This window comes from Vibrio sp. KUL70 (assembly GCF_059725515.1).
The window spans coordinates 925,542-948,855 of the sequence record NZ_AP045834.1; the positions used below are offsets into that span (position 1 = coordinate 925,542).

General features: G+C 43.9%; 24 protein-coding genes. 20 read left to right on the forward strand and 4 right to left on the reverse strand.

Features of this window, described 5'->3' with window-relative positions:
* The first annotated feature begins 307 nt into the window (after positions 1-307).
* On the forward strand, positions 308-604 hold the full coding sequence (locus AC6I7V_RS04225; protein ID WP_255231126.1) for a ComEA family DNA-binding protein: 297 nt from the start codon (positions 308-310) through the stop codon (positions 602-604).
* 109 nt (positions 605-713) lie between these two features.
* Here AC6I7V_RS04225 and rrtA read toward each other — a convergent pair whose 3' ends face one another.
* On the reverse strand, positions 714-1,247 hold the full coding sequence (gene rrtA / locus AC6I7V_RS04230; RefSeq protein ID WP_498011391.1) for a rhombosortase: 534 nt from the start codon (positions 1,245-1,247) through the stop codon (positions 714-716).
* A gap of 9 nt (positions 1,248-1,256) precedes the next feature.
* Between rrtA and AC6I7V_RS04235 the strand changes: the two genes are divergently transcribed.
* Positions 1,257-1,874, forward strand: a complete 618-nt coding sequence (locus AC6I7V_RS04235) for a tRNA-uridine aminocarboxypropyltransferase (protein WP_498011392.1) — start codon at positions 1,257-1,259, stop codon at positions 1,872-1,874.
* 25 nt (positions 1,875-1,899) lie between these two features.
* On the opposite strand, the gene AC6I7V_RS04240 is transcribed toward AC6I7V_RS04235, so the two are convergent.
* Complete coding sequence (locus AC6I7V_RS04240; RefSeq protein ID WP_498011393.1) at positions 1,900-3,243, reverse strand: anti-phage deoxyguanosine triphosphatase; 1,344 nt, start codon at positions 3,241-3,243, stop codon at positions 1,900-1,902.
* Between the two features lie 339 nt (positions 3,244-3,582).
* On the opposite strand from AC6I7V_RS04240, the gene rimK reads away from it, so the two are divergent.
* The 15 genes from rimK (at position 3,583) to AC6I7V_RS04315 (ending at position 16,829) form a co-directional block, all read left to right on the forward strand.
* On the forward strand, positions 3,583-4,488 hold the full coding sequence (gene rimK / locus AC6I7V_RS04245; protein ID WP_255231121.1) for a 30S ribosomal protein S6--L-glutamate ligase: 906 nt from the start codon (positions 3,583-3,585) through the stop codon (positions 4,486-4,488).
* The gene (locus AC6I7V_RS04250) at positions 4,488-5,510 is read left to right on the forward strand and encodes a succinylglutamate desuccinylase/aspartoacylase family protein (protein WP_498011394.1); all 1,023 of its coding nucleotides are present in this window, start codon (positions 4,488-4,490) and stop codon (positions 5,508-5,510) included. Before rimK ends, AC6I7V_RS04250 begins: the two co-directional genes overlap by 1 nt.
* Positions 5,511-5,557: 47 nt before the next feature.
* On the forward strand, positions 5,558-5,698 hold the full coding sequence (locus AC6I7V_RS04255) for a hypothetical protein (protein WP_255231119.1): 141 nt from the start codon (positions 5,558-5,560) through the stop codon (positions 5,696-5,698).
* The gene (locus tag AC6I7V_RS04260) at positions 5,691-7,034 is read left to right on the forward strand and encodes a magnesium transporter (RefSeq protein WP_498011395.1); all 1,344 of its coding nucleotides are present in this window, start codon (positions 5,691-5,693) and stop codon (positions 7,032-7,034) included. The genes AC6I7V_RS04255 and AC6I7V_RS04260 overlap by 8 nt, the downstream gene beginning before the upstream one ends.
* 74 nt (positions 7,035-7,108) lie before the next feature.
* Entirely contained in the window at positions 7,109-8,044 is a 936-nt protein-coding gene (locus tag AC6I7V_RS04265; protein ID WP_255231117.1) for a CorA family divalent cation transporter, read from the forward strand.
* Positions 8,044-8,607 carry a mechanosensitive ion channel family protein gene (locus AC6I7V_RS04270; protein WP_261882773.1) on the forward strand — a complete coding sequence of 188 codons (564 nt, stop codon included), beginning with the start codon at positions 8,044-8,046 and terminating at the stop codon, positions 8,605-8,607. The genes AC6I7V_RS04265 and AC6I7V_RS04270 overlap by 1 nt, the downstream gene beginning before the upstream one ends.
* 170 nt (positions 8,608-8,777) lie before the next feature.
* Positions 8,778-9,653, forward strand: a complete 876-nt coding sequence (locus AC6I7V_RS04275) for a universal stress protein (RefSeq protein ID WP_261882774.1) — start codon at positions 8,778-8,780, stop codon at positions 9,651-9,653.
* A gap of 459 nt (positions 9,654-10,112) precedes the next feature.
* Positions 10,113-10,370, forward strand: a complete 258-nt coding sequence (locus AC6I7V_RS04280) for a hypothetical protein (protein ID WP_261882775.1) — start codon at positions 10,113-10,115, stop codon at positions 10,368-10,370.
* Positions 10,371-10,401: 31 nt separating this feature from the next.
* Positions 10,402-10,917 (forward strand): DUF2975 domain-containing protein, encoded by a 516-nt coding sequence (locus tag AC6I7V_RS04285; RefSeq protein WP_498011396.1) that lies wholly within the window; start codon positions 10,402-10,404, stop codon positions 10,915-10,917.
* Positions 10,918-10,926: 9 nt separating this feature from the next.
* Positions 10,927-11,136: a helix-turn-helix domain-containing protein gene (locus tag AC6I7V_RS04290; RefSeq protein WP_255231112.1), complete on the forward strand. Its 210-nt coding sequence runs from the start codon at positions 10,927-10,929 to the stop codon at positions 11,134-11,136.
* Positions 11,137-11,629: 493 nt separating this feature from the next.
* Complete coding sequence (gene istA, locus AC6I7V_RS04295) at positions 11,630-13,162, forward strand: IS21 family transposase (protein WP_046225199.1); 1,533 nt, start codon at positions 11,630-11,632, stop codon at positions 13,160-13,162.
* Between the two features lie 10 nt (positions 13,163-13,172).
* Positions 13,173-13,913, forward strand: coding sequence for an IS21-like element ISVch3 family helper ATPase IstB (gene istB / locus AC6I7V_RS04300; protein WP_046225198.1), 741 nt, complete (start codon positions 13,173-13,175; stop codon positions 13,911-13,913).
* Between the two features lie 276 nt (positions 13,914-14,189).
* Positions 14,190-14,480 (forward strand): co-chaperone GroES, encoded by a 291-nt coding sequence (locus AC6I7V_RS04305; protein WP_255231111.1) that lies wholly within the window; start codon positions 14,190-14,192, stop codon positions 14,478-14,480.
* A gap of 32 nt (positions 14,481-14,512) precedes the next feature.
* The gene (groL, locus tag AC6I7V_RS04310) at positions 14,513-16,117 is read left to right on the forward strand and encodes a chaperonin GroEL (RefSeq protein WP_255231109.1); all 1,605 of its coding nucleotides are present in this window, start codon (positions 14,513-14,515) and stop codon (positions 16,115-16,117) included.
* A gap of 232 nt (positions 16,118-16,349) precedes the next feature.
* Positions 16,350-16,829 carry an Hsp20 family protein gene (locus AC6I7V_RS04315; RefSeq protein WP_261882778.1) on the forward strand — a complete coding sequence of 160 codons (480 nt, stop codon included), beginning with the start codon at positions 16,350-16,352 and terminating at the stop codon, positions 16,827-16,829.
* A gap of 240 nt (positions 16,830-17,069) precedes the next feature.
* Here the strand turns inward: AC6I7V_RS04315 and yfbR are convergent, their stop codons facing one another.
* Positions 17,070-17,597 (reverse strand): 5'-deoxynucleotidase, encoded by a 528-nt coding sequence (yfbR, locus tag AC6I7V_RS04320; RefSeq protein WP_498011397.1) that lies wholly within the window; start codon positions 17,595-17,597, stop codon positions 17,070-17,072.
* Between the two features lie 244 nt (positions 17,598-17,841).
* Positions 17,842-19,059 carry a pyridoxal phosphate-dependent aminotransferase gene (locus tag AC6I7V_RS04325; RefSeq protein ID WP_150871535.1) on the reverse strand — a complete coding sequence of 406 codons (1,218 nt, stop codon included), beginning with the start codon at positions 19,057-19,059 and terminating at the stop codon, positions 17,842-17,844.
* 291 nt (positions 19,060-19,350) lie between these two features.
* On the opposite strand from AC6I7V_RS04325, the gene AC6I7V_RS04330 reads away from it, so the two are divergent.
* From AC6I7V_RS04330 to menH, 3 genes are read left to right on the forward strand one after another with little or no spacing between them, the layout of a single operon-like run.
* On the forward strand, positions 19,351-20,658 hold the full coding sequence (locus AC6I7V_RS04330) for an isochorismate synthase (RefSeq protein WP_255231105.1): 1,308 nt from the start codon (positions 19,351-19,353) through the stop codon (positions 20,656-20,658).
* Positions 20,659-20,669: 11 nt separating this feature from the next.
* Positions 20,670-22,394, forward strand: a complete 1,725-nt coding sequence (menD, locus tag AC6I7V_RS04335; RefSeq protein ID WP_498011641.1) for a 2-succinyl-5-enolpyruvyl-6-hydroxy-3-cyclohexene-1-carboxylic-acid synthase — start codon at positions 20,670-20,672, stop codon at positions 22,392-22,394.
* Between the two features lie 9 nt (positions 22,395-22,403).
* Positions 22,404-23,204, forward strand: coding sequence for a 2-succinyl-6-hydroxy-2,4-cyclohexadiene-1-carboxylate synthase (menH, locus tag AC6I7V_RS04340; RefSeq protein WP_255231104.1), 801 nt, complete (start codon positions 22,404-22,406; stop codon positions 23,202-23,204).
* Positions 23,205-23,314: the final 110 nt, after the last annotated feature.

A 23,314-nucleotide genomic window follows, 5' to 3' on the forward strand; every position in this document is an offset into this window, starting at 1 on the left:
GACGATGAAAATCAGTTGTAACTCAAAGCGGGTCACTTAGGTGGCCCGCTTTATTTTTGTCTCAATAAACTTCGGTAGTCGGTTTTCAAAGAGTAATGTTTATACCAATCGTAGTAAATAATTGCTCACCCTAGCTTGTTAAAATGCTCGATAACTGCGTTAGAATTTTTGATTGTAGAATAACTACTTATCAGAAACTCTCTGTTGCAAAAAAGCTGCCTTGTTCTCAAGCCTTTTTCCTGCGCGATTTTTGATCACTTATTTACTGTGATTGGTATTAGTTTTCACAACATGGAACGGAACGAGAATGAAAAGTTTATACACTCTTTTAATGTCTTTTATGATTGCTTTTAGTGCTTCAGTTTGGGCCGATAGTCCGTCTAAAGCAGAACTTTATGAAGGGATTGAGGTAACGGTAAATATCAACACGGCCACAGCGGAAGAGCTGTCAGCTTTGTTAGTTGGTATCGGTGATAAAAAAGCTGAAGAAATCGTGCAGTATCGCGACCAACATGGCGCGTTTCAAAAGCCTGACGACTTAGCGAATGTCAAAGGCATCGGTGTTGCCACTGTTGAGAAGAACCGTAAGAGAATTGAACTCTAAATAGGGTCAAAACAAAGATAGCAATAAAAAGGGAGTGACCGCCATTCACTCCCATCCTCGTTTGAATTTATGGCTAAGCCACATTTCGGTTTCACTCATTTTGATAGAGTTAAGTCCACCTCTTTAGTCTCAGCCAAGCCAAGATAAAGCCACCAACGGCACCCAACAGGTGAGCTTCAATCGCGACGCGTGCATTGATTAACGCGCCAGTCGTGGTGGAAGGGCCAACAAACTGTTCCCAAGCCACTTTCACTATCAGACCACCTACGAGCAACCAGCTTGAACGACGCCCAGTCAGCGCCTCTGTCAGCGCAAAGAAACCAAATAACCCGTGCAGTGTGCCAGACAGCCCGACATAGCTCTGGATATTGGTCAGTAGCAGCCCAGTACCAGTGAACAAGCTGATAATCAATAGTGACGTAATCAGTCGAATAGCATTAGGTTGAAATAGATAACTGATTACCCATAATCCAATTAGGTTCATCGCCAAATGCGAAAGGTTGGTATGGGAAAAGTTTCCTGTTACGATTCGCCACCATTGTCCATCGGCGATTGCATTGTGATCCCAAACGACCCAAGCTTGAATCGGGTCAAATTGGAACAAAACACACATCAGTGAAGTAAAAACTAAAGCAGGGTACACCGTAAATCCATGTCTCGTTATTGCCCCCAGTGCCGCAAGGCTTTGAAAGCGTGTATTTGTCAGTGGATCACTCCACTTGAATCGGACGTTGAGCTTATCATTCTTCAGCACCCATCAGAAGAGCATAGGCCGATGGGTACAGCACGGATTTTATCCTTGTCATTGGAAAACAGCGTTACTTTCATTGGCGAAGACTTTTCTGAACACGAAGAACTCAATCTTCTGTTGAGCGACCCCAACTATCAATATGCAATCTTGTACCCAGGTGAGAGCTCGGTGTCAGTTGAGCAGTTATCTGAGTCCAGTTGGAATGGTACGGATAAGCCAAAACGGAGAATCATCTTGCTCGACGGAACGTGGAAGAAAGCGTTCAAAATGTGGCAAGTTTCCAGCAATTTACAGCAGCTCGTTACCGTTCATTTACCAAAAGATTTGAAAGGGAACTATCGGATTCGTAAAGCGCCGAGTGAAAACAGCCTATCCACCGTAGAGGCGGGTTATCATTTGCTGAGCTTACTGCAACCCTATCATGAGTTTGCTCCGCTACTTGCGGCATTTGATCGAATGATTCAGTTTCAAATCGACCAAATGCCACCAGGCGTGTTTGAGAAAAACTACTTAAGTTGAGTACTCTTCAACGAAGCTCAGCCAGTCAGAACTCGGTATGCGCTGAGAACAGCTGCTGGTGCATCTTTTGAGCGAGGTCATCGGTCATGGACGAGATGTAATCAGCAATAACCCTCATCTTACGACACTCTTCAGTGTGGCCTTGCCACTGCTTTTTAATTGCCAGAGGTAACAAACGCTCAGGGTCGGCACTGAAGGCTTCAAACATATCCATAATGATCTGTTGTCCTTTGTACTCAATGACTTGAACTTGAGGCACCTGAATCACAAACTCACTCACAAAGTGCTTCAGCTTATCTAGGGTTAAATCCATGCTCGGTTCTAGGTAGGCATTATATGAGAGCAGTGGGTTTTCAAAACCCGCATCCACTGGCTTGATTGAGATGCTGGTAAGTAATGCGTTAACAATGCCACCAATGGCATCTTTGCGACGGTATTGTTCTCCTGAGAACAACATTTCAGTAATTGAGTCGAGGTGGCCTACGATCCAAGGATCGTTAGCTTCCAACAATTGCGGGTAAGCTGATTCCATCCACTGCGCTTTAGTCACCGAGCCAAGCACAATCGCATCTTCCAAATCATGTACACCATAGGCGATGTCATCTGCCAACTCCATGATGGAGCAGTCGAGTGACTTGAACTTGGTCTTATTGTGTTGAAATGGCTCGACGTGCGCTTTTCTTGGTTGTTGAAAAAGAGTTTGGTCGTGCTCAGATAAGGGTGAAAGTACCCACTCAAACAGTGCTTTATCGTGGTCGTAGATGCCTTTAGCGGGCATCCAGTCTCGGGCTCGCAGTTGCCTTTGATGTTTAACTGGTTTTGGCATTGATGCCGCTCTGATTTTGCTGATTGGCGACGGGTACTTGATCAAACCAAGGAGAGTGCGTCTTGATAGGTTCATGCCGTGGTGCTCTGTATAAGGCTCCAACTGAGTCACAATACGAAACGTTTGGGCATTGCCCTCAAAGCCTCCATGATCTCGCATCATATAGTTCAGTGCGACTTCACCGCCGTGGCCATAGGGCGGATGACCGATATCGTGGGCAAGACACAGAGAGTCAATTAAGCTGTCTGATGGCAGCAGTTCTCGGAACTCAGGTTGCTTCTTTTTAAGCTGAGCAACGATCCCAGTTCCCAGTTGTGCGGCTTCTAGAGAGTGAGTCAGACGTGTCCGGTGGAAGTCGTTGATTGCGGTTCCATGAACTTGGGTCTTGGCTTGTAATCGTCTAAACGCCGCAGAGTGAAGTACGCGAGCACGATCGCGTTGAAACGGACTTCTGTGGTCATCACGGCGAATTTTGTGTTCATCGTCGTTACGAGCTTTCCATTGCTCGGCAAGCAATAGATTAGGTGAGTTTGAAAGCGTCAAATGAGCACCTACATTGGTTGAAAGTAAATATCACAACTTATACCCGGCTAACTGATTTCGTCTAGCAATAATTTGAAGCTTCGGGAGAAAGTTGTTAAAAAACAGTTCATTTCTAGCCTGACGCTCTGAGAACGAGATAGTTTAAATGGCGTTTGGCCGCTGCAAATTCGTGATTTCTTGTCCTCGCTCGAAAAATAACCAACCCAACCGTCGGTAGATGTATGTCCTTTCAATGATTGCAAGTGGATAGTGCTCTATATTTATCTAAAGAGACTGGTCGCAATCAAATATCGACCATTACTGAGCTTTAACGCCTAAGTCATGATTGGAGGAGGTACTATGCGTATCGCAATTTTATCTAGAAATGAAAACCTGTATTCGACCCGACGTCTAAAAGAAGCTGGTGAGATGAAAGGCCATGAGGTAGATATCATCGACACTCTACACTGCTACATGGATATTACCAGCAGTCACCCTAAAGTAAGATATCAAGGCCGAGATTTACCTTTGTATGACGCTGTTATCCCAAGAATTGGTTCGTCAATTACTTTCTATGGAACTGCAGTCGTTAGACAGTTTGAGATGATGGGAACCTTTTGTGTCAATGAATCCATTGCCATCAGCCGTTCGCGGGATAAGTTACGCTCGTTACAGCTACTGTCGCGCAAAGGTGTTGGGCTTCCGAGAACTGGATTTGCTAGTAAACCCGATAAAATCCAAGATCTGATTAAGAATGTCGGTGGTGCCCCGCTCGTTATTAAGCTCCTTGAAGGCACACAAGGTATTGGTGTTGTCCTAGCAGAGACAAACAAAGCGGCTGAGAGCGTATTAGAGGCTTTTATGGGGCTAAAAGCTAACATTCTTGTTCAGGAGTTTATTAAAGAAGCAGGTGGGGCTGATATACGCTGTTTTGTTGTGGGTGGCAAAGTGATCGCCGCGATGAAGCGTCAAGCTGAAGAGGGCGAATTTCGCTCTAACTTACACCGTGGAGGAACCGCTCAACTGGTGAGGCTTTCTAAGGAAGAACGCTTAACTGCCGTCAACGCTGCCAAAGTTATGGGGTTAAATTTATGTGGCGTCGACATACTGCAATCAAACAACGGACCTGTGGTGATGGAGGTTAACTCTTCTCCCGGTTTAGAAGGTATTGAAAATGCTACAGGTAAAGATGTAGCAGGGATGATTTTCGACTTTATTGAGAAAAACGCAAAACCTAATGCAACTAAAACGCGTGGGAAAGGCTAATGACAGACGATACCATCCTCATAGCGGGTCAAACTATTGTTAGGGGTCAAAGTTGCCAAATTAATATTCCAGTCGCAAAGCTTTATACTGACACAGAACTCTTCATTCCTGTTCATATCCAAAGAGCTAATAAAGCTGGGCCTACGGTTTTTGTTAGTGCTGCAATTCATGGTGATGAACTCAATGGGGTCGAAATAATTCGCCGCCTTATCGCATCAAAGCTCAATATCATAAAAGGAACCCTGATTTTGGTGCCTATGGTTAACGTTTATGGTGTTTTGAACCAAAGTCGCTATTTGCCGGATCGACGGGACTTGAATCGATGTTTTCCCGGCTCAGTGAAAGGCTCTTTGGCCTCTCGACTCGCCCATACTTTTATGACCAATATCGTTCAACACTGTGATTATGGTATCGACTTACATACTGGTGCCATTCATCGTTCCAACTTGCCTCAAATCAGAGCTAATCTAGCTGATGAAGAAACCTTGTCTTTGGCGAAAGCGTTCGGCGTTCCTGTTTTGATGAATGCCAATCTGCGTGATGGATCACTAAGAGAAGCGGCGACCTCCAATAACACTCGAATTTTACTCTATGAAGCCGGAGAAGCGCTGCGCTTTGACCCTCTATCCATACAGGCGGGTGTAAAAGGGGTTAAGAATGTACTAATGAGCTTAGGGTTGTTAAGAAAATCTCGACGTAAAAAGCACCCTATTGAGCCTTTTGTGTCGAATAAGAGTGAATGGATTCGAGCCGCGGGCAGTGGGTTTGTCAATGAAGCGGTCAAGTTAGGAGAAAGAGTAGAAAAAGGTCAGGTTCTCGCGGAAATCAACTCACCTTTAGGTGCGCCAATACAGAAAGTGACCTCAACGCGATCAGGAATCATTATTGGCAAACAAAATATCCCACTGGTTCAAGAAGGTGATGCCATGTTTCACGTTGCTTATTTTGGCAAAGATGAAGATGATGTAGCAGAGCACATCGAGTTATTGCATGACTTAGTAGAGAATGATCGAGGTGTGTGAAATGGACAGATTGGTTATCGGTAAGCATACTTAACCAATGAATAACAATGACTAACCGTATGGAGACGAGTCATATGATGCTGCTTGGCCGTGAGGGAATGGGCGAACTTATCTACATAGAACCTAGCCGTTTATTTATCGTTAAAGGTGACCCAGTACAAAATGATAAGGGGTCAGGAAATGACTGAACTACAACAACCCCAGTCTATAGAGACGCCGCCAAATTTACTTGCGGATCTTATTAAAGCGATCGATGCAGGTGATGACTTAAGTGGGCTGATAAATCAATCTAAGTCAGACATTGCGAACGTTTTGGAGTCCGTCAACCCACCAAAACGTAAAGCCATAATTGATGTCGTCCCTGCGGAGAAATACTGGCCAATATTACACCTGCTAAAGTATGAAACGGCTCAACATGTACATTCATTATTGAATGAAGCAATGTTGAGTGAACGCCTAGCTCATATTTCCGAGAACGATGTCATCAATTTTGCTGACTTTCTACCTGTGGCATTTGTTGATGAATTTCTCTTACAGCAGAGTGATGCAAGCGCAGCATACATTCAACAGGCGCTCTCCTATAAAGATGATACGGTAGGGCGTTACATGGAGTCCTGCTATATCACGGCCAATAAGCGAAACACGATCGGTAGGGTTAAAGGTGAAATGCAGCGCCGCTCAAATAGCCCTGTACGTTTAATTGTTGTACGTGATGGCACTGAAATCGTTGGGTGCGTTTCTCCAGAAGCCTTGTTGACCGCATCCGACAGTGAGGTGCTGTCTTCAATATTGACGCCAACTCCGATTCTCGAGGACACTCAAAATATCTACGATGTGGGCAAATTAGTTTCTATTGATGGTAAGAGTCATTGGTTTCCTGTTTTGTCTGGGGGGAAGGTCGTTGGTGTCTTGCCCATGAGTGCTTTAGCGATCGCTTTAAGGGAGTTAGGATTACAGGCGGTGGTCCCTGAAAACGTAAAGAGCGAGGAAGACCTTTTTATGCCTTTAGGGGTTGCAGCTCGACTTAGAGGGGTATGGCTTGTCATTAACCTCATTACGGCATTTGCGGCCTCAGCAATCATTGGCGTGTTTGATACTGTTGTTGAACAAGTTGTCGCCCTTGCTATTTTAATGCCTGTTGTTGCCAGTATGGGGGGGATTGCGGGTAGTCAGACCTTGGCCGTCTCTTTACGTGGCATCGCGCTCAATCATTTACATCAAAGCAACCTAAAGCTACTTGTCAATAAAGAACTCAAGATCGCTGCTGTTAATGGCTTGGTGATGGGGGCCGTCATTGGTGGGATCGTTTATTGGGTGTTTGATTCAGTAGGCTTGGGTATCATCATTTTTTGTGCAATCAGTGTGAATAGCCTTGCAGCTGCATTGTCAGGTACGCTTATTCCCTTTACACTCAAAAAACTTAACATAGACCCTGCTGTAGCGGGCTCTGTTGTCTTAACGACGGTCACTGATGTGGTCGGGTTCTTAGTATTTCTTGGACTAGGAGCTCTTTTCTTAGTTTAAACATGAATAAACGTATTCTTTTTTAATCAATATACTCACCATTTTTTGTTCGCTAACTCGACTTGGAGATACATATGAGCGAATTTCTAATTTCCTGTTGGGATTTTACTTCTGGGCAGGCGACTTCTGTCGTAGACCGGGGCAGTAGCATTAAAGAAAATCATTGGTATCACTGCCAGAGGGATGCTGATGGTTTGAAGGAGTGGTTAGAGTCACACCCTTTACCTGAAGCGTTAATTAATTCGCTTCTTGCTGATGATACGAGACCGCGCTTTGAACAGTATGGTTCTGATTGCTTCCTATTGATTTTAAGAGGTATAAATTTAAACGAGGGCGCTGAACCTGATGATATGTTGAGCTTACGCATGATGTGGTATAAGGGGGCATTGGTCTCGACACGTAAAGTGCCTTCAAAGGCCATCTCTTGCTTGTCTCAACAACTCCAGGCAGGTAAAGGTCCCGACAACATTCCTTCTTTGCTTGTTGCTATTTCCAGTGGTATCAGCGAGCTGATATCGAATTTTCTTTCCCCTATTGATGAGCAACTTAATAATATGGAAGCGCCGACCGTTGATGATCTCACTTCACTCAATGCTCTTCACGCTCGTTTACTTCGTTTGCGTCGCTATTTGAAGCCGCAAAAATACGCTTTTGAAGATTTACTTGAGTCGGGCATACCTCTTATTGAGTCGCAGAAACAGCACTTTAAAAACTGCCTAGACACCATTACGCGTATCAATGAGTCTATTGAGTTCTATCTGGACCAAATTAACCATTTACTTGCCCATATTGCACAAGAACAAGCTCAAATCATGAATCGAAATACCTACTTATTTTCTGTCATTGCAGGTATTTTTCTTCCAGCAGGCTTCTTTACTGGTCTACTCGGTGTGAACATTGGTGGTATTCCTGGCGTCGACAATCCGCTCGCATTTTTATTGTTTAGTATTGGACTTGTGGTCATAATTGCGCTGGAAGTTGTTTTACTGAAAAGGTTGAAGTTTATTTAATGAGCGAGATATTGTTTAAGTCACAATTGTTACATCAACTCATGCTTGGAGCTGTGTTGGTTGTAATGTACGTGCTATTGAGACGAGTCGGTGAGAAGACTTTGTTATCATTGGCTCATAAAAAGCAGGTCTCTAGTCAAAGAAAAGTCTTTGTGGTTAAGGCGTTCAATGTATCGACCTTTTTTGTCTTTATTACCTTACTTACCCTATTACTGGATCTAGGGTACGGTGATATTTCGTTGTTCCTCTCCTCGATTTTTGCTGTTCTTGGTGTCGCACTGTTTGCTCAGTGGTCGATCTTAAGTAACGTTTCGGCAAGCGTGTTGATTTTCTTCGCGTTCCCATATCGAATTGGTGACAAGATTAAGGTTTGCGATAAAGACGAAGATATCAGCGGTACTATTAGTGATATCACCATGTTTCACGTTATTATTCGCCACGAAAATGGCAACATGATCACCTATCCCAATAGCCTTATGCTGCAAAAGGGTGTCATAAAAATAACTGGAAATACAGTCAAGCCACTTACTTCGGATTCTACCGAACAGGTTGTTGACCAATAAGAGCAATGAAAGGCGGGATAAAACTTGTTGGGAACTTTAATTTGTCACATACTTTAAATAGAAAGTGATAGGAAGCTAAGGTTATTGTTAGTTCTTTTTCCCTCGACCAGTTTTTCAAGTTAAACGCCATTTATTAACGCAGCATTACTCAACAGATGTGGAGTACACAGATGAACGCTATTTGTTTGTTAACCCGAGTCTCTACCACGCCATCAAAGCGCGTCTTGAAGAAGGCTTTATTGCTTGCGCATTCTTTCAATCAACCATTGAAGCTTTATGCCGAAGATTATCGACGAAGTGAAGATCATACCTTTTTAGATTTTTTACTCCAGGGTGAGGGAAACTCGGTTCGATATAATGATTACTACGTTCAGTGGTGTAGCTCGATTCTTGAATTGATTGAAGATATTAATTCAGAACTCGAATTACTCCCTGTCGAGGTCGATTTTGTTCATTTGCCTGGGTCACAATGGCTCAAAGGGTTAACGGACGAGTCGACAGGTGCTTCTAAGTTACTTTGTATCGACTATGCGTCTGGCGTAATGTCACCTCAAGTTCTTAGAGAGCTGACGCGCCACAGGTTTGACGTTCTGTTAATGACAGGGCAGAGTTGGAAAAGTGACTTGCGAATTGCCGTCGCTATTGACCCTCTGCATAGACAAGACAAAGAGGCGGACGTTGACCAATTACTTGTAAAACGTAGCCAAGCATTAAAAGAAGCATTAGATGCGGAAATGTCTCTGGTTTACTGCCAGTACGTAGCCCCATACCTGTATAAATACACCAAAGAGATTCTGGATAACCAGAAGTTTGCGATACAAGAATTTCTCGTTGAGAAGAAGTTGCATCAAGTTGGTTTGACCTTTGTTAAAGGTAACCCTGAGCAAGGGTTACCAAAAGCGGTGAATGTTCTGAAAGCATCAATTTTAGTAATGGGGGCGTGCAAACGGGGCGCTCTCTCCCGTTATTGGGCTGGTAGTACAGTAGATGTTTTATTAAAAGAGCCACCTTGTGACTTACTACTAGTCGGAAGTCATATAGATTAGTCTCCCATTGACCGGTTTACACCTCCTAACCCAACCTTAATTTAGTAGATGAATAAGTAAGGCTAAAGTTGTTGTATACATCTTTAGCCTTGTCTGATTTTTATCTACGCCATCTCTGATTATTTCGCTGCCTCAACCTTTACTTATTACTTATTACTGAGTAATCAAACCTCTACGGCAAGACTGTCTGCGTGCAACCTTGGTCATCAAGCGATTCTGAGCGACGAGAGTAACGCTTGTTTTGCAGGCCCTAGCTGGATCTCTTCACATCCCTTTAGTGACGAAATGAAGCTAACTATGCCTAATATCCCTAGGCTTTCTCATTAAAAAATAAATGAAAAGCAATCATAAATTATCGTTTTACGATAATTTATGATTGACATGCGTTTCTGTTATCCTTACGATAGACACACATGAGGACACCAAGCTAACCAATAAAATGACTGTATAGGCATTCACATGAGTTTAGGAATTGCGCTTTCTGTAGCACTACAGGCACCAATAAGTGTTGAACCTATTGTGGTATCTGAGTCTCGATTTAAGACTCACAGTGAGAATGTCATTGTGGTTGATAGTTACTACGATGATGTATTTATTGATGACTATTATGAAAGCATCATTCTCGAACAAGGGAGCTTTTTATATGATGAATTAACAGATGAATTTATTATATTTAGCATTGATGGTAGAGAAAGAATCTACCGAGATTATTTCTAATTTAAAAAATACAATTTGTGAGATATAAAGTATGTCAAGTTTAAATTCAGTTGCGTCTTTAAGTAATAAAGTTTTGATTTCCCTTTGGCTTATAATATTTTTAAACCCTATAAGTCATGCGTTCTTATGGTTTTATGGTGCATTCGGTGGTAATGATGGAGTGATATTAACCGTTAATGGGGAGCAGGATTATTTTAGTAATGAAGGCTATATTTACGGTTACTTTATTTCCAATATTACAATGGTGGCTGCAACCTTAATTACATGGCAATTGATAAAATTATTTAAACTGTATAAAGATGGGTTTGTCTTCACTAAGAAAAATGCAGATCAATATACTAAAATATCTTATTGTATTCTTATCTATGTTTTATTCAGATTCATCGAAAGTATGGTATTTAGTTGGTTCTATTCACCTAACGGCTTTACGTTTAGTATTGAAGATATTGATGTTGCATTAATCGTAATGAGTGTAATTGTTAGACTTGTGGCAAAAGTGATGCATGAAGCAAATGAGCTTTATGAAGAACAATCGATGACTATTTAGGTGGTTGGGATGTCTATTGTTATTAATTTAGATGTAATGTTAGCTAAGAGGAAAATGCGATCAAATGAGCTCGCATCTTTGATTGGCATAACTGAACAGAACCTTTCGGTTTTGAAAAATGGTCGAGCAAAAGCGATAAAACTAACGACTTTAAATGCGATCTGCAAACACTTAGAGTGTCAGCCGGGCGATATTTTAGAGTATGTTGAAGAAGATTAGCTATTGATCCATTCATAAGATATTTAAACCTCCTTACTGGGTTAGGTTGCTCCCTGTTCAGATAGTGAGAGCTTCAAGGTATTTTCCATATGCGGCAGCACTTACTAAAGAAGTTGTTGCCGCTCTTTTGTGATCAGATCTGTGACTAGGGGGCTTTTGAGTTAAAGATACTCTTCTTTCGTCATAACCAGACTTTCGACTGATAAATCTAACCACAATTCGCACTTAATACACTGATTGTAAATGCTTATCGAGGCGATTCCTGCATATTTCGGAGCATTCCGATCAGTCATTTCGGGATTATCCGATCGCCCATTTCGGTTTAAACCGATCGCCGATTCCGCGATTATCCGATCACTTTTAGCCTAACTCCGAAATCAGCGATCGGAATAGCGAAAACCGCGATCGGAATGCCCGAAATCCCACCTTTTTCTCTTTTAAATCAATAGCTCGCTATTCTTTACTTCTTAAACAAGAAGGTAAGGAAGCGACAATGGCAAAAAAGAGAACTCCAATGAAGAAAATCAAAGAGGTATTACGCCTTAAGTACGACTGCGGTCTTTCAAATCGCAGCATCGCTTCTTGCCTTAAACTCGGCCCTTCCACCATATCGGAACTCCTGACTCGCTTTAGACAAAGTCAACTTGGTTGGCCTCTACCTGAAAGTTGTAGCGATACTGATCTCACTCAAGCTCTGTATCACGGCAAGAAAACCAGTCGCGATAAAGTCATGCCAGACTTCACGCAATACGCAGTCGAACTCAGACGTAAAGGCATGACGAAGATGTTGCTCTGGCAGGAATACCATGAGCAATATCAAGAGCAAGCTTACGCTTACACTCAGTTCTGCGAGCACTTTACTCGTTGGTTCAAAACCCAAAAGCGCAGCATGCGTCAGCTCCATGTTGCAGGTGACAAGTTGTTTATCGATTACTGTGGACCTCGACTTCAAGTAGTCAACCCTGATACAGGTGAAGTGCGCGAAGCAGAAGTGTTCGTGGCGACCTTGGGCGCGTCCAATTACACCTATGTTGAAGCCTTCCCAAGCCAAGGTAAGTCTTACTGGTTAGAAGCGCATGCGAATACGTTCGAGCACTTTGGTGGGGTACCACAGCTCTTGGTTCCCGATAATCTACGTAGCGCGGTCACCAAAGCTAACCGTTATGAGCCAAGGCTTAACGACAGCTATCAAAAACTGGCGAATCACTATCAAACAGCCGTAATGCCAGCCCGCCCCTACAAACCCAAAGACAAAGCCAAGGCCGAGAATGCTGTGCTCTTAGTGGAGCGCTGGATCATGATGCGGTTAAGACACCAAACCTTCCACACCTTCAAGGAACTCAATCTCGCTATCCGTGATCTTATGAACGACTTAAACCAACGTGAAATGAAGCAGTATGGTGCAAGTCGTAAAGCGCTGTTCGAGAAACTCGATAAGCCTGCGTTAAAGCCCCTCCCCAAACAGCGTTACCTATATACTGAAACCAAACGAGCCAAAGTCGGGCCTGACTATCACATCGAATATCGCCGCCACTACTACTCGGTGCCACATCAACTTGTTGGTCACCATGTCGAACTGGAAGCCTCCAACCGTCTGGTGCAGATCTATCACCAAGGCAACTTGATCGCTCAGCATCCACGTAGTCAAAGAGAGCGCGGAAACAGCACCCAACCAGAGCACATGCCGAGTAATCATCAACATCAGAAGTGGTCGCCAGGGCGCCTGCTCAACTGGGGTGCCAATATCGGCCCAGCCACACGAGAAGTCGTCAACAAGATGCTGAACTCCAAGCCCCATCCTGAGCAGTCTTATCGCTCTTGTCTCGGGTTACTCAACCTAAGCAAAGCCCATGGTGAATCGCGCCTAGAGCAAGCCTGTAAAGATGCGCTGATGCTGACAAAAACCAACTACACCTTCATTAACAACCTGTTGAAGCACAATCGTGAAGGCCAACTGAGCAAAGACAACACGAGCACACCGAACCTTGTTCACAGCAATGTTCGTGGCCCGAACTGTTATCACTAGGAGAAAAGATATGAACGCACTCAATGACCAACTAAAAACCCTGCGCTTGAGCCATGCCGCGAAAGCGCTAGAACAGCAACAAGAACAACTGACTACCTACGCAGAGCTAAACTTCGAAGAACGGTTAAGCCTGCTTCTGGAAAGTGAGATCTTGAACCGCAACCAATCCAAAATCCAACGGCTAAAACGGCAAGCCAAGCTGAGAGTGGATGCTCAGCCGAGTCAGCTCATCTACAAGGAGGGGCGAAACCTTAACCGCAAGCAGATGAGCGAACTTCTAACTGGTGGCTATCTGCACAAGCACCAGAACATCTTGATCACAGGCCCAACAGGCGCAGGCAAAACCTATCTTGGTTGCGCATTGGCGACCAACGCTTGCGACCAACAACAAACGGTGAGGTACTACCGATTAACTCGCTTGCTTGATGACCTAACCGCAGGTCGTCTGGATGGTAGCTATCAAAAACAGCTTCAATCACTGGCTAAGAAAGGCTTACTGATCCTAGACGACTGGGGGATGGAAAAACTGACTCAAGAGCATGCAGGTCACTTGTTAGAAGTGCTTGAAGACCGCTACCAAAACAGCAGCACAATCGTCATCAGCCAATTACCTGTAAAGGAGTGGTACAACATGATCGGCAACGCTACTGTCGCAGACGCTCTCATGGATCGGCTAGTACACAATAGCCATCGAATAGAACTGGGAGGTGAGTCAATGAGAAAACTGGCGCAATCCGATCACTTAGAGTAAAAATAGGAAGAGAGAAAAACGGCAGGATCAGGTGATCGGAATAAACCGAAACGAGCGATCGCAATCACCGAAATACGCACGATTCCCTAAGAATTGACATATAACCAAATTGAATATTAAAGTTTTAAATTGATTTTAAATCGAATATAAATTTTAAAAAACTCCTCTTGAAGTCACTTTTTGTTGTCCCTATCTTCCTAATCGGAAGAGCACTACATCGGTTCTATCCATCACTATTATGTCTTTTATGTTTAACAATTGTAGGAGGCTAACCTCATGAATATTCGTCCTTTAAATGACCGGCTGATCGTTGAGAGACTTGAAGCAGAACGCTTGTCGGAAGGAGGAATTGTACTTACGTCTCAGTCAGTTCATAAATCCAATCGAGGGAAGGTTGTTGCCGTTGGCTTGGGCAAGCGACTGGAAAATGGAGAGCGGGTCTCAATGGACGTTAAAGTCGATGATATCGTCATTTTTAATGACGGCTATAGTGTCAAATCAGAAAAAATCGATGGTTCAGAGTACCTAATTCTTTCTGAATCTGATGTGTTGGCAATTGTTGAGTAATTTAGTTTTCACTGTTTTTTGAGGAGATAATCATGACTGCAAAAGAAGTTATATTTGCTGATGAATCGCGTCAAAAGATGCTTAAAGGGGTAAACCTGTTAGCAGACGCTGTTAAGGTTACTTTAGGTCCGAAAGGTAGAAATGTTGTACTTGATAAGTCATATGGGGCACCAACCATTACAAAAGATGGGGTCTCTGTCGCCAAAGAAATCGAGCTTGAAGATAAGTTTGAAAACATGGGCGCACAAATGGTAAAGCAAGTCGCATCGAAAGCTAATGATGAAGCAGGTGATGGAACAACAACAGCAACCGTATTGGCGCAATCATTGATTAATGAAGGGTTGAAGGCGGTTGCGTCTGGTATGAATCCGATGGATTTAAAGCGCGGTATAGACAAAGCAACCGAAGCGGCTGTCGAAAAACTTCGTGACATGTCTGAACCTTGTAGTGACAAAGAGTCGATCACGCAAGTTGCTAGTATTTCAGCCAATAGTGACAGATCGATTGGTGACATCATAGCGGAGGCGATGGACAAGGTAGGGCGTAATGGTGTCATTACGGTTGAAGAAGGTCAGGGCTTGGACAATGAACTTGCGGTTGTTGAGGGTATGCAGTTTGATCGTGGGTATCTTTCCCCGTATTTCATCACCAATCAGGAGAGCGGCGTTGTAGAGCTGGATAACCCTTACGTACTGCTTGTTGATAAAAAGGTAAGCAATATTCGAGAGTTATTACCTGTACTAGAAGAAGTCACCAAACAGTCTAGACCGCTACTTATTTTGGCCGAAGATATTGAAGGTGAAGCGTTAGCAACACTCGTCGTCAACAATATGCGTGGTATTGTTCGGGCTGCAGCTGTTAAAGCTCCTGGGTTTGGTGATAGTCGCAAAGCGATGATGGAAGATATTGCGGTTCTGACCGATGGTACTTTGATTTGTGAAGATCTAGGTCATGAACTAGAAAAAACGACGCTAGAGCAATTGGGTAGTGCCAAGAAAGTAACAGTAACAAAGGATACGACCACTATTGTTGGCGGTGTAGCGAATGAGCAGATCATCAAAGATCGAGTGAAATCGATAGAAAGTCAGATTGAGTTATCGACTTCTCAATACGATAGAGAAAAACTTCAACAACGAATAGCGAAGCTCTCTGGAGGTGTTGCAGTTATTAAGATTGGTGCTGCGACAGAAGTTGAGATGAAGGAGAAGAAAGATCGTGTTGATGATGCGTTGCATGCCACAAGAGCGGCAGTTGAAGAAGGTATTGTTTCCGGAGGAGGTGTCGCGCTTGCTAAAATAAGTCAAGAGTTGGCTGACCTTACTGGTGATAACGAAGATCAAAATGTTGGTATTCGTGTTGCTTTGAGAGCGATGGAGGAACCACTTCGTCAAATCGCTACTAATGCAGGCGATGAAGCGTCTGTCGTCGCAAATAATGTTAAAGCTGGTGATGTGAACCACGGTTTTAACGCTGCCACAGGTGAATACGGCAACATGTTTGAAATGGGTATTCTAGATCCTACAAAAGTGACGCGTTCAGCGCTTCAATACGCGGCGTCTGTAGCTGGATTAATGATTACTACTGAAGCTATGATTTCCGAGAAAGTGGCGGACAAGCAATCAATGGAACATATTTAATAAAACTAAGGCACGTAATGAGGCTCACTTAATCATCACTTATAGAAGATTTAAGCTAAGATGATCCTTATTATTAAATAATATTTCACACGTATTTTTATAAGTGAATATTATGAGAATAGACTTGAAAACGTATTTGTAAAATACTATAAAGTGATTGTAAAAGTTGTCTAAGTAGAAGCTTTTATATTCGTTGTTTTTATTTTGTATTGCTTCTTATGGAGGATATATTATGAACTCAATCGACCTAACTCCACTATATCGAAATAGTGTAGGATTTGACCGTCTAGCGTCACTGTTAGATCATGCGTTAACCAGTGAAACAACTGTTGGTGGTTACCCACCGTATAATATTGAAGTTCTCAGTGACAACCGTTACGCCATAACATTAGCTGTAGCGGGGTTTGTTCAAGAAGAACTCGATATTCAAGTCGAGAAAGGCGTACTGACCGTGCGTGGTAATAAGAGCTCTGAGTCAGAAAGTAAATATCTATATCAGGGTATCGCTAATCGCGCATTTGAGCGTAAATTTAACTTAGCGGATTATGTTGAAGTTACCGACGCTGATCTCTCGCATGGGTTACTGACAATAACTTTAGTTAAAGAAATTCCTGAAGAAATGAAGCCTAAATCCATTGCTATTAACCAGGGTGGTAATGTTCTAGAGCATAAATCCGAAGGAATTAGTAACACTAAATCCAATAAAAAATAGATAATTAGAGGGTGCGTAATGCACCCTCTATATTATTCATGGATGTTATCCATATTTTAGTGTGTTCTAAACATTGAACAGTGAGCTATTGAAGTGGAACTCCAGCTTATCACCTAACAGCATGTTGAAATACGTGGCTCTTGGCTTGGTTAGAGTTGACAGTAGCTCTGGTGATAGATTGAAAAATCTCGTTTCCGACTTGAAAACCGCATAGAGTGATACAGCGATCTACTAGGTTATTTAAGCAATCTTATCCAATGTGGTCGTACAGCTGCCCATAAAGATATCGATGAAATCTCGAACTTCGGGCATTGAGTCGGCGAGATCTTTAATACGCTCATCGAGACCATCTTTAACATGAAGAAACTCTTCGTTTTGGAACCTCAGCTCGTTCATGGCTTTTATGTAAGCTTGCAGAATGTCAGCGGCCTTAACGATCACCTTATATTCCGGCTCCACTTTTTCCTGTACTAGCAAGTTTTCAAATTCATCTTGTAAGTCATCTGGAAGAGTCTTCAAACACTTCTTTTCTGCCAAGTCCTCAAGATATTTTACTGCTTTGGTTATTTCTGGATTGCTGTATTTCGTCTTATGGTTGATGTCCTGTACGAGCGTCTCAGAAACTTCGTGATAGATGGCAACAGTCGCCGCTCTTTCGGGGATAAGGTTGCCGCCGTAGCGTTTATTTTTTATTACCGCAAGCAGATGTGCGATAGCGGCGACTTGGTGGCTGTGCTCCGAAATGTTCTCAGCCTGAAACGTGTGCATGAGTGCCCATCTTTGAATGAAGGACATACGTGTAATCCATGCTAGGAATGTGCTCTCTTCGTGCTTCACTATGCTCCCTTATTGTTATTTATCTTACAAAGTAACTATTCGTCAGATTCGAGCTTAAGTCAAATAAGGAGGGTATAGCTTATGAATGCTCATCATCTTCCTCTTTTAAATGACAAAGGCTCCTAGTGGATAGGAGCCTTTGAGGGCATCTAATTTAAAGCGTTGTAGTCTAAGATTATTCTTGGCTGTAGGTCGACAAGAAGCGTTCGAGTCTACCAATAGCCGTTTCCAAGTCTTCGATATGCGGCAGTGTCACGATACGGAAGTGGTCCGGTTTCGGCCAGTTGAAGCCAGTACCTTGTACTAGCAGTACCTTCTCTTGCTTAAGGAAATCGAGCACGAATTTTTGGTCATCTTTGATGTTGTACATCTCCGTGTCGATTTTCGGGAACAGGTACATTGCGCCTTTTGGTTTCACACAAGAGACACCCGGGATCTTGTTGATCAGCTCCCAAGCTCGGTCACGCTGCTCAAGTAAGCGACCGCCCGGCAAGATAAGCTCATTGATACTCTGATAGCCGCCTAGTGCTGTTTGAATCGCATGCTGCATGGGTACGTTGGCACACAAACGCATCGAGGCAAGCATTTCGAGGCCTTCAACATAGCCTTTAGCCAAATGTTTAGGACCCGTTAAGAACATCCAGCCACCACGGAAACCACAGACACGATATGCCTTCGAGAGGCCGTTAAAGGTCACCATTAGCACATCTTCTGCTAGGGTTGCAATAGACGTGTGTACGGCACCGTCGTAAAGCACTTTATCGTAGATCTCATCGGCGAAGATCATCAGTTTATGTTCACGGGCAATTTCGACCACTTTTAGCAAAAAGTCACGGCTGTAAACTGCACCGGTCGGGTTGTTCGGGTTGATAAGAACAATACCGCGAGTCTTCGGTGTGATCTTAGCGACCATGTCATCTAGGTTTGGATACCAGTCGTTCTCTTCATCACACATGTAGTGAACGGCTTTACCACCAGAGAGTGCAACCGAAGCTGTCCACAACGGGTAGTCAGGAGCGGGAACTAAGATTTCATCGCCATTATTTAGCAGAGCTTGCATCGACATTACGATAAGCTCAGAAGCCCCGTTGCCAATGTAAACATCTTCGACATCTAGGTTGCGCAGACCTTTCTTTTGATAGTGCTGCACGACGGCTTTACGGGCAGAGTAGATCCCTTTTGAATCACAGTAACCTTGAGATGTCGGCAGGTTACGAATTACGTCAACTAGGATTTCATCTGGGGCGTCAAAACCAAACGGGGCGGGGTTACCAATATTTAGCTTTAGGATTTTATGTCCTTCTTCTTCCATGCGCTTAGCATGTTTTAGTACTGGTCCTCTGATTTCATAGCATACACTGTTGAGTTTTGACGACATCCCGATATTTTGCATTGCCGATTTCCTAAAAATTATTTAAATACTTTATTAAAGTACCTTAAATTGACGTTTTTTAGAATAAAAATCTGAACAATCAGCGAATTCCGAATAACCTTTAACCAAAGGCTGTTCAGTCACGGTCGTGAGGGATTTCGTAAACTCGGATTGTGTTTAGATAAACTGAGGGGTGAAACGTGCAAAATCACAGGAATACTGAAAAGATTTTAGACATTCTTGATCTAAGTAGGTGCTACCCATAAAGTATCAAACTAATATAATAATAAATTAGATGTGAACGAGGTCGATTTGTCACATTTCCAACAAACCATCTCCACTTTGATTGAGCGAGTTCAAAATGCGCAAGCTGGCGAAGTTCGTTGTGTTGAAGTTCTTAAGCAGAAACCACCGTTTGCATTTATTGAATGGCTTCATGCTCAACCGCTGTTTCCGAAGTTCTATTGGCAATCTCGAGACACCCGAGAAGAAGTCGTTGCGTTAGGGCAGATCCACACTTTTTCGGATCCTGCACCGGCGTATACGATTCTTGGCGAAGACCAACGTATCTGGGGTGGGCGCTCTTTCGATGGTCACACAGAGAAGAATCGACGCTGTATGGAGTCTTTTTTCTTCCTTCCACAGGTAGAGCTGATTCGATTTGATGACAAATGGTCTTTAGCCATCAACTTGACGCCAGATCGCGTCGCTTCAATCAATGCGCTTAAGAAGTTGTCAGTTGATGCCGCAATACTTGCCCCAATCAGTGCGCATATTGAAGAGATTAGCCATCTTCCAGAGCAACCAGAGTGGAACGCTTTAGTAGAGAAAGTGCTGACTGGCATCGATAACGACGATTTCAAAAAAGTGGTGCTTGCGCGTAAAACGACAGTTCAGTTGGATGAACCGATATGTGCTGCTCAGCTATTAAAAGCCAGCTATCAAAAAAACCACAACAGTTTCCATTTCATGTTGGTGCTGGACTCCAAGCACAGCTTTATTGGCTCGACACCAGAAAGGCTCTACAGTCGCCACGGCACGGAACTCGATACAGAGGCTCTCGCTGGCACCATTGGGCGCGGCAAGAATGCATCGTCTGATATGGAACTTGCCAACTGGTTGACTCAAGACCAGAAGAACCTCAATGAAAATCAATACGTTGTCGACGATATTGTTGATCGCTTAACAGCGTATTCTCACGCTGTGAACGTCGAGAAAGAGGCACGTTTGGTTCGTCTTCGTAAGGTTCAACATTTAAAACGCCATATTCATGCGCAGTTGCACGCAGGGGTCAACGGAGTGCAACTACTCGGTACACTGCAACCGACCGCAGCAGTCGCTGGTTTGCCTCGCAAAGAGTCAATGGAATTTATTTTAAAACACGAGCCTTTTGCACGAGGCTGGTATGCAGGATCGGTTGGTTTCATTAGTCACCAACGCGCTGAATTTTGCGTAGCGATTCGCAGTGCTTTGATCGTTGGCGATCAAGTTCAGTTGTTCGCAGGAGCGGGGATCGTTCCAGGATCGGTTGCTGAGCATGAGTGGCAAGAGCTGAATAAGAAAATGTCGACTTTGCTAAGCCTTATCTCTGAGCACCCACCATTGGGTGTAGCATCATGAATTCACCGTTATTGAAGCATGACCAAGCGGTGTTGAATCGAGTTTGGTCATCGACGCTGCTTGAGGAGTTGGCGCGCACCGGTGTTGAGCATGTTTGTATCGCTCCGGGCTCACGTTCAACGCCTTTGACTCTTGAGGCAGAAGCGAACAAAAAATTCACCATTCACACGCATTTTGATGAGCGTGGCTTAGGCTTTTTTGCTTTAGGCTTAGCTAAAGCAACCAAGAGCAAAGTCGCGGTGATCGTGACTTCTGGAACTGCGGTGGCGAATCTTTTGCCTGCAGTGGCTGAGGCGGGACTTACTCGCGAGTCATTGATTCTTTTGACCTCAGACAGACCCGTTGAATTAGTTAACTGTGGCGCAAACCAGGCTATACAACAGCTGGGAATTTTCTCTCAACATGTTGAAGGTGCATTGAATTTACCGAGCCCAAATACCCAAGTGTCACTCAACTGGTTACTGTGTTCGTTGGATGATCTGTTAGCGCAGCAGACTGCGAAGGGCGGGGCTATTCACATTAATTGCCCTTACCCAGAGCCGCTTTATTCCAACGAGAGTTCAGATATTTATCATCAGTACCTCTCTTCGATTGCTGCATGGAAGGTAAGCGACCAGCCATATACTTCCAAGTCGTACCATATAAGCACAACTCGCCCTTGCATCTCATCGAGTGATTACTATCAGCGTCGTGGGGTGGTTGTGATTGGCTCTTTGGAACTAGAAGAAGCAAAGGCAGCAAAACAGTTTGCCCAGTCGTTAGGTTGGCCTGTGTTTTGTGATGCCCAATCTGGCGTCGCGAGCGATTGGCAGCACTACGACCTTTGGCTTCAGGTGCCTGAAACCGCTGAGCAATTGAGTGATTGCGACTGTATCGTGCAGTTTGGTGAGCGCATTGTCTCTAAGCGTTTAAATCACTGGATCAAGCAACAAGCGATTCATTTTTCGCCGCAGCAGTATCTCGTAATATCGCCCGATACGCACTGTATCAATCAAGACCACCTGCCTCAGACTCATATCGTTGCTCAGCCTAGAGCGTGGTTGGCTGGTCAATCGTTACCAAGCCTGCATGCGCAGAGTGCGGGTTGGGCAGATGGTCTTAAGTTAGCCTCACAAAATATCGCTCAACTGTCTCGCGCACAGTTGATGAATGATGATCAACTCACCGAGCTCAGTATTGCGGTCGATTTGTCGACTAGACTTAAAGAGCGATCGCTGTTTGTCGGAAACAGCCTAATGGTGAGACTGGTCGATATGTTGTCAGCAGTTCCTAATAGCCCAGTTTACAGTAATCGAGGCGCGTCAGGCATTGATGGGCTGGTGGCTACTGCGGCGGGGGTACTCAAAGCCCATCAGCACCCTATGATGATGTTAATTGGTGACACGTCGCTTCTATACGATCTCAATTCATTGGCACTGCTTAGTGACTCAAAAACACCAATGGTAATCGTGGTGACGAATAACGACGGCGGTGCGATTTTTGACTTGCTCCCCGTACCGCAACAGCAGAAACAATCCCTCTATCAAATGCCTCACGGGTACAGTTTTGCCCATACTGCTGCTCAATTCAGATTGCAGTATGCTGCCCCTGAAACTCGAACACAGTATCAAGATGCTATTGACTCACACTTTGAACAGGGTGAGGGAACACTGTTAGTCGAAGTAAAAACACCGCCAGAACAAGCCTCTCACTTGTTGAAGCAGTTCAATTCAATGTTAAAAGAGGCGCAAGCCTAAGGAGTCGACATGCTTTTCTCCACGTACTATCCCGCTGAGCAAACCTCGTTAGAGAAACCTTTGCTTGTGTTCCTGCATGGTCTTTTGGGAAGCGGAGAAGATTGGAGTGCATGTCACTCATATCTGTCTGAATATCCGCGTTTGTGCATTGACCTACCGGGTCACGGCAAGAGCTGTTTTGTCGATCCGATTGGTTTTGATCATTGCTGCGATAAAATCGTTCAGAACGTCCAGTTTCAGTGTCAGAGACAACAGCTACCTGATGACTATCCTATTGTTTTAATTGGTTACTCTCTCGGTGGTCGCTTAGCGATGTATGGAGTGACGAGTGGGAAGTTTGCCACGCTTAATTTGGTGAAAGTTATTGTCGAAGGAGGCAACTTCGGACTCGACGGTGATGATGCAAGAGCACAGCGTCTGGTCCATGATACGCAATGGGCAGTTCGCTTTGCACAGCAATCAATTGAAGATGTTTTAGACGATTGGTATCAGCAAAGTGTCTTTTCTTCACTAAATCATGAGCAAAGACAAACTTTAGTCATAAAGCGTAGTGGTAATCTTGGAGTATCCGTAGCAAATATGTTGTTATCTACATCACTTGCCAAGCAACCGGATTTACGTGCCACATTGAAATCTTGCGAGCATCAGTTGCACTATATCTGTGGAAAAAAAGATCGTAAATTCATTGAATTGGCAGAGAGTAGCGGCTTTGAGTGTAGTCAGGTCGATCACGCTGGACACAATGTCCATTTTGAACAGCCTGAACTATTTTCGAATTTGATCATCCAATGCATTAACAAGCACGATTGAACTCGCAGTCAACGCATTACGTAAAAACGCTTGATGTAAACCGATCTCGACATAGAGCACTTGATATAAACAGAGATTGCGACACTGCCGAATAACGGCTGTGATCATGA

Excerpts from the sequence above, each read along its gene's own strand:
- AC6I7V_RS04225 (WP_255231126.1), top strand. The coding sequence starts at position 308 with ATGAAAAGTTTATACACTCTTTTAATGTCTTTTATGATTGCTTTTAGT.
- AC6I7V_RS04235 (WP_498011392.1), top strand. The coding sequence starts at position 1,257 with ATGTCTCGTTATTGCCCCCAGTGCCGCAAGGCTTTGAAAGCGTGTATT.
- rimK (WP_255231121.1), top strand. The coding sequence starts at position 3,583 with ATGCGTATCGCAATTTTATCTAGAAATGAAAACCTGTATTCGACCCGA.
- AC6I7V_RS04250 (WP_498011394.1), top strand. The coding sequence starts at position 4,488 with ATGACAGACGATACCATCCTCATAGCGGGTCAAACTATTGTTAGGGGT.
- AC6I7V_RS04255 (WP_255231119.1), top strand. The coding sequence starts at position 5,558 with ATGACTAACCGTATGGAGACGAGTCATATGATGCTGCTTGGCCGTGAG.
- AC6I7V_RS04260 (WP_498011395.1), top strand. The coding sequence starts at position 5,691 with ATGACTGAACTACAACAACCCCAGTCTATAGAGACGCCGCCAAATTTA.
- AC6I7V_RS04265 (WP_255231117.1), top strand. The coding sequence starts at position 7,109 with ATGAGCGAATTTCTAATTTCCTGTTGGGATTTTACTTCTGGGCAGGCG.
- AC6I7V_RS04270 (WP_261882773.1), top strand. The coding sequence starts at position 8,044 with ATGAGCGAGATATTGTTTAAGTCACAATTGTTACATCAACTCATGCTT.
- AC6I7V_RS04275 (WP_261882774.1), top strand. The coding sequence starts at position 8,778 with ATGAACGCTATTTGTTTGTTAACCCGAGTCTCTACCACGCCATCAAAG.
- AC6I7V_RS04280 (WP_261882775.1), top strand. The coding sequence starts at position 10,113 with ATGAGTTTAGGAATTGCGCTTTCTGTAGCACTACAGGCACCAATAAGT.
- AC6I7V_RS04285 (WP_498011396.1), top strand. The coding sequence starts at position 10,402 with ATGTCAAGTTTAAATTCAGTTGCGTCTTTAAGTAATAAAGTTTTGATT.
- AC6I7V_RS04290 (WP_255231112.1), top strand. The coding sequence starts at position 10,927 with ATGTCTATTGTTATTAATTTAGATGTAATGTTAGCTAAGAGGAAAATG.
- istA (WP_046225199.1), top strand. The coding sequence starts at position 11,630 with ATGGCAAAAAAGAGAACTCCAATGAAGAAAATCAAAGAGGTATTACGC.
- istB (WP_046225198.1), top strand. The coding sequence starts at position 13,173 with ATGAACGCACTCAATGACCAACTAAAAACCCTGCGCTTGAGCCATGCC.
- AC6I7V_RS04305 (WP_255231111.1), top strand. The coding sequence starts at position 14,190 with ATGAATATTCGTCCTTTAAATGACCGGCTGATCGTTGAGAGACTTGAA.
- groL (WP_255231109.1), top strand. The coding sequence starts at position 14,513 with ATGACTGCAAAAGAAGTTATATTTGCTGATGAATCGCGTCAAAAGATG.
- AC6I7V_RS04315 (WP_261882778.1), top strand. The coding sequence starts at position 16,350 with ATGAACTCAATCGACCTAACTCCACTATATCGAAATAGTGTAGGATTT.
- yfbR (WP_498011397.1), bottom strand. The coding sequence starts at position 17,597 with ATGCACACGTTTCAGGCTGAGAACATTTCGGAGCACAGCCACCAAGTC.
- AC6I7V_RS04325 (WP_150871535.1), bottom strand. The coding sequence starts at position 19,059 with ATGCAAAATATCGGGATGTCGTCAAAACTCAACAGTGTATGCTATGAA.
- menH (WP_255231104.1), top strand. The coding sequence starts at position 22,404 with ATGCTTTTCTCCACGTACTATCCCGCTGAGCAAACCTCGTTAGAGAAA.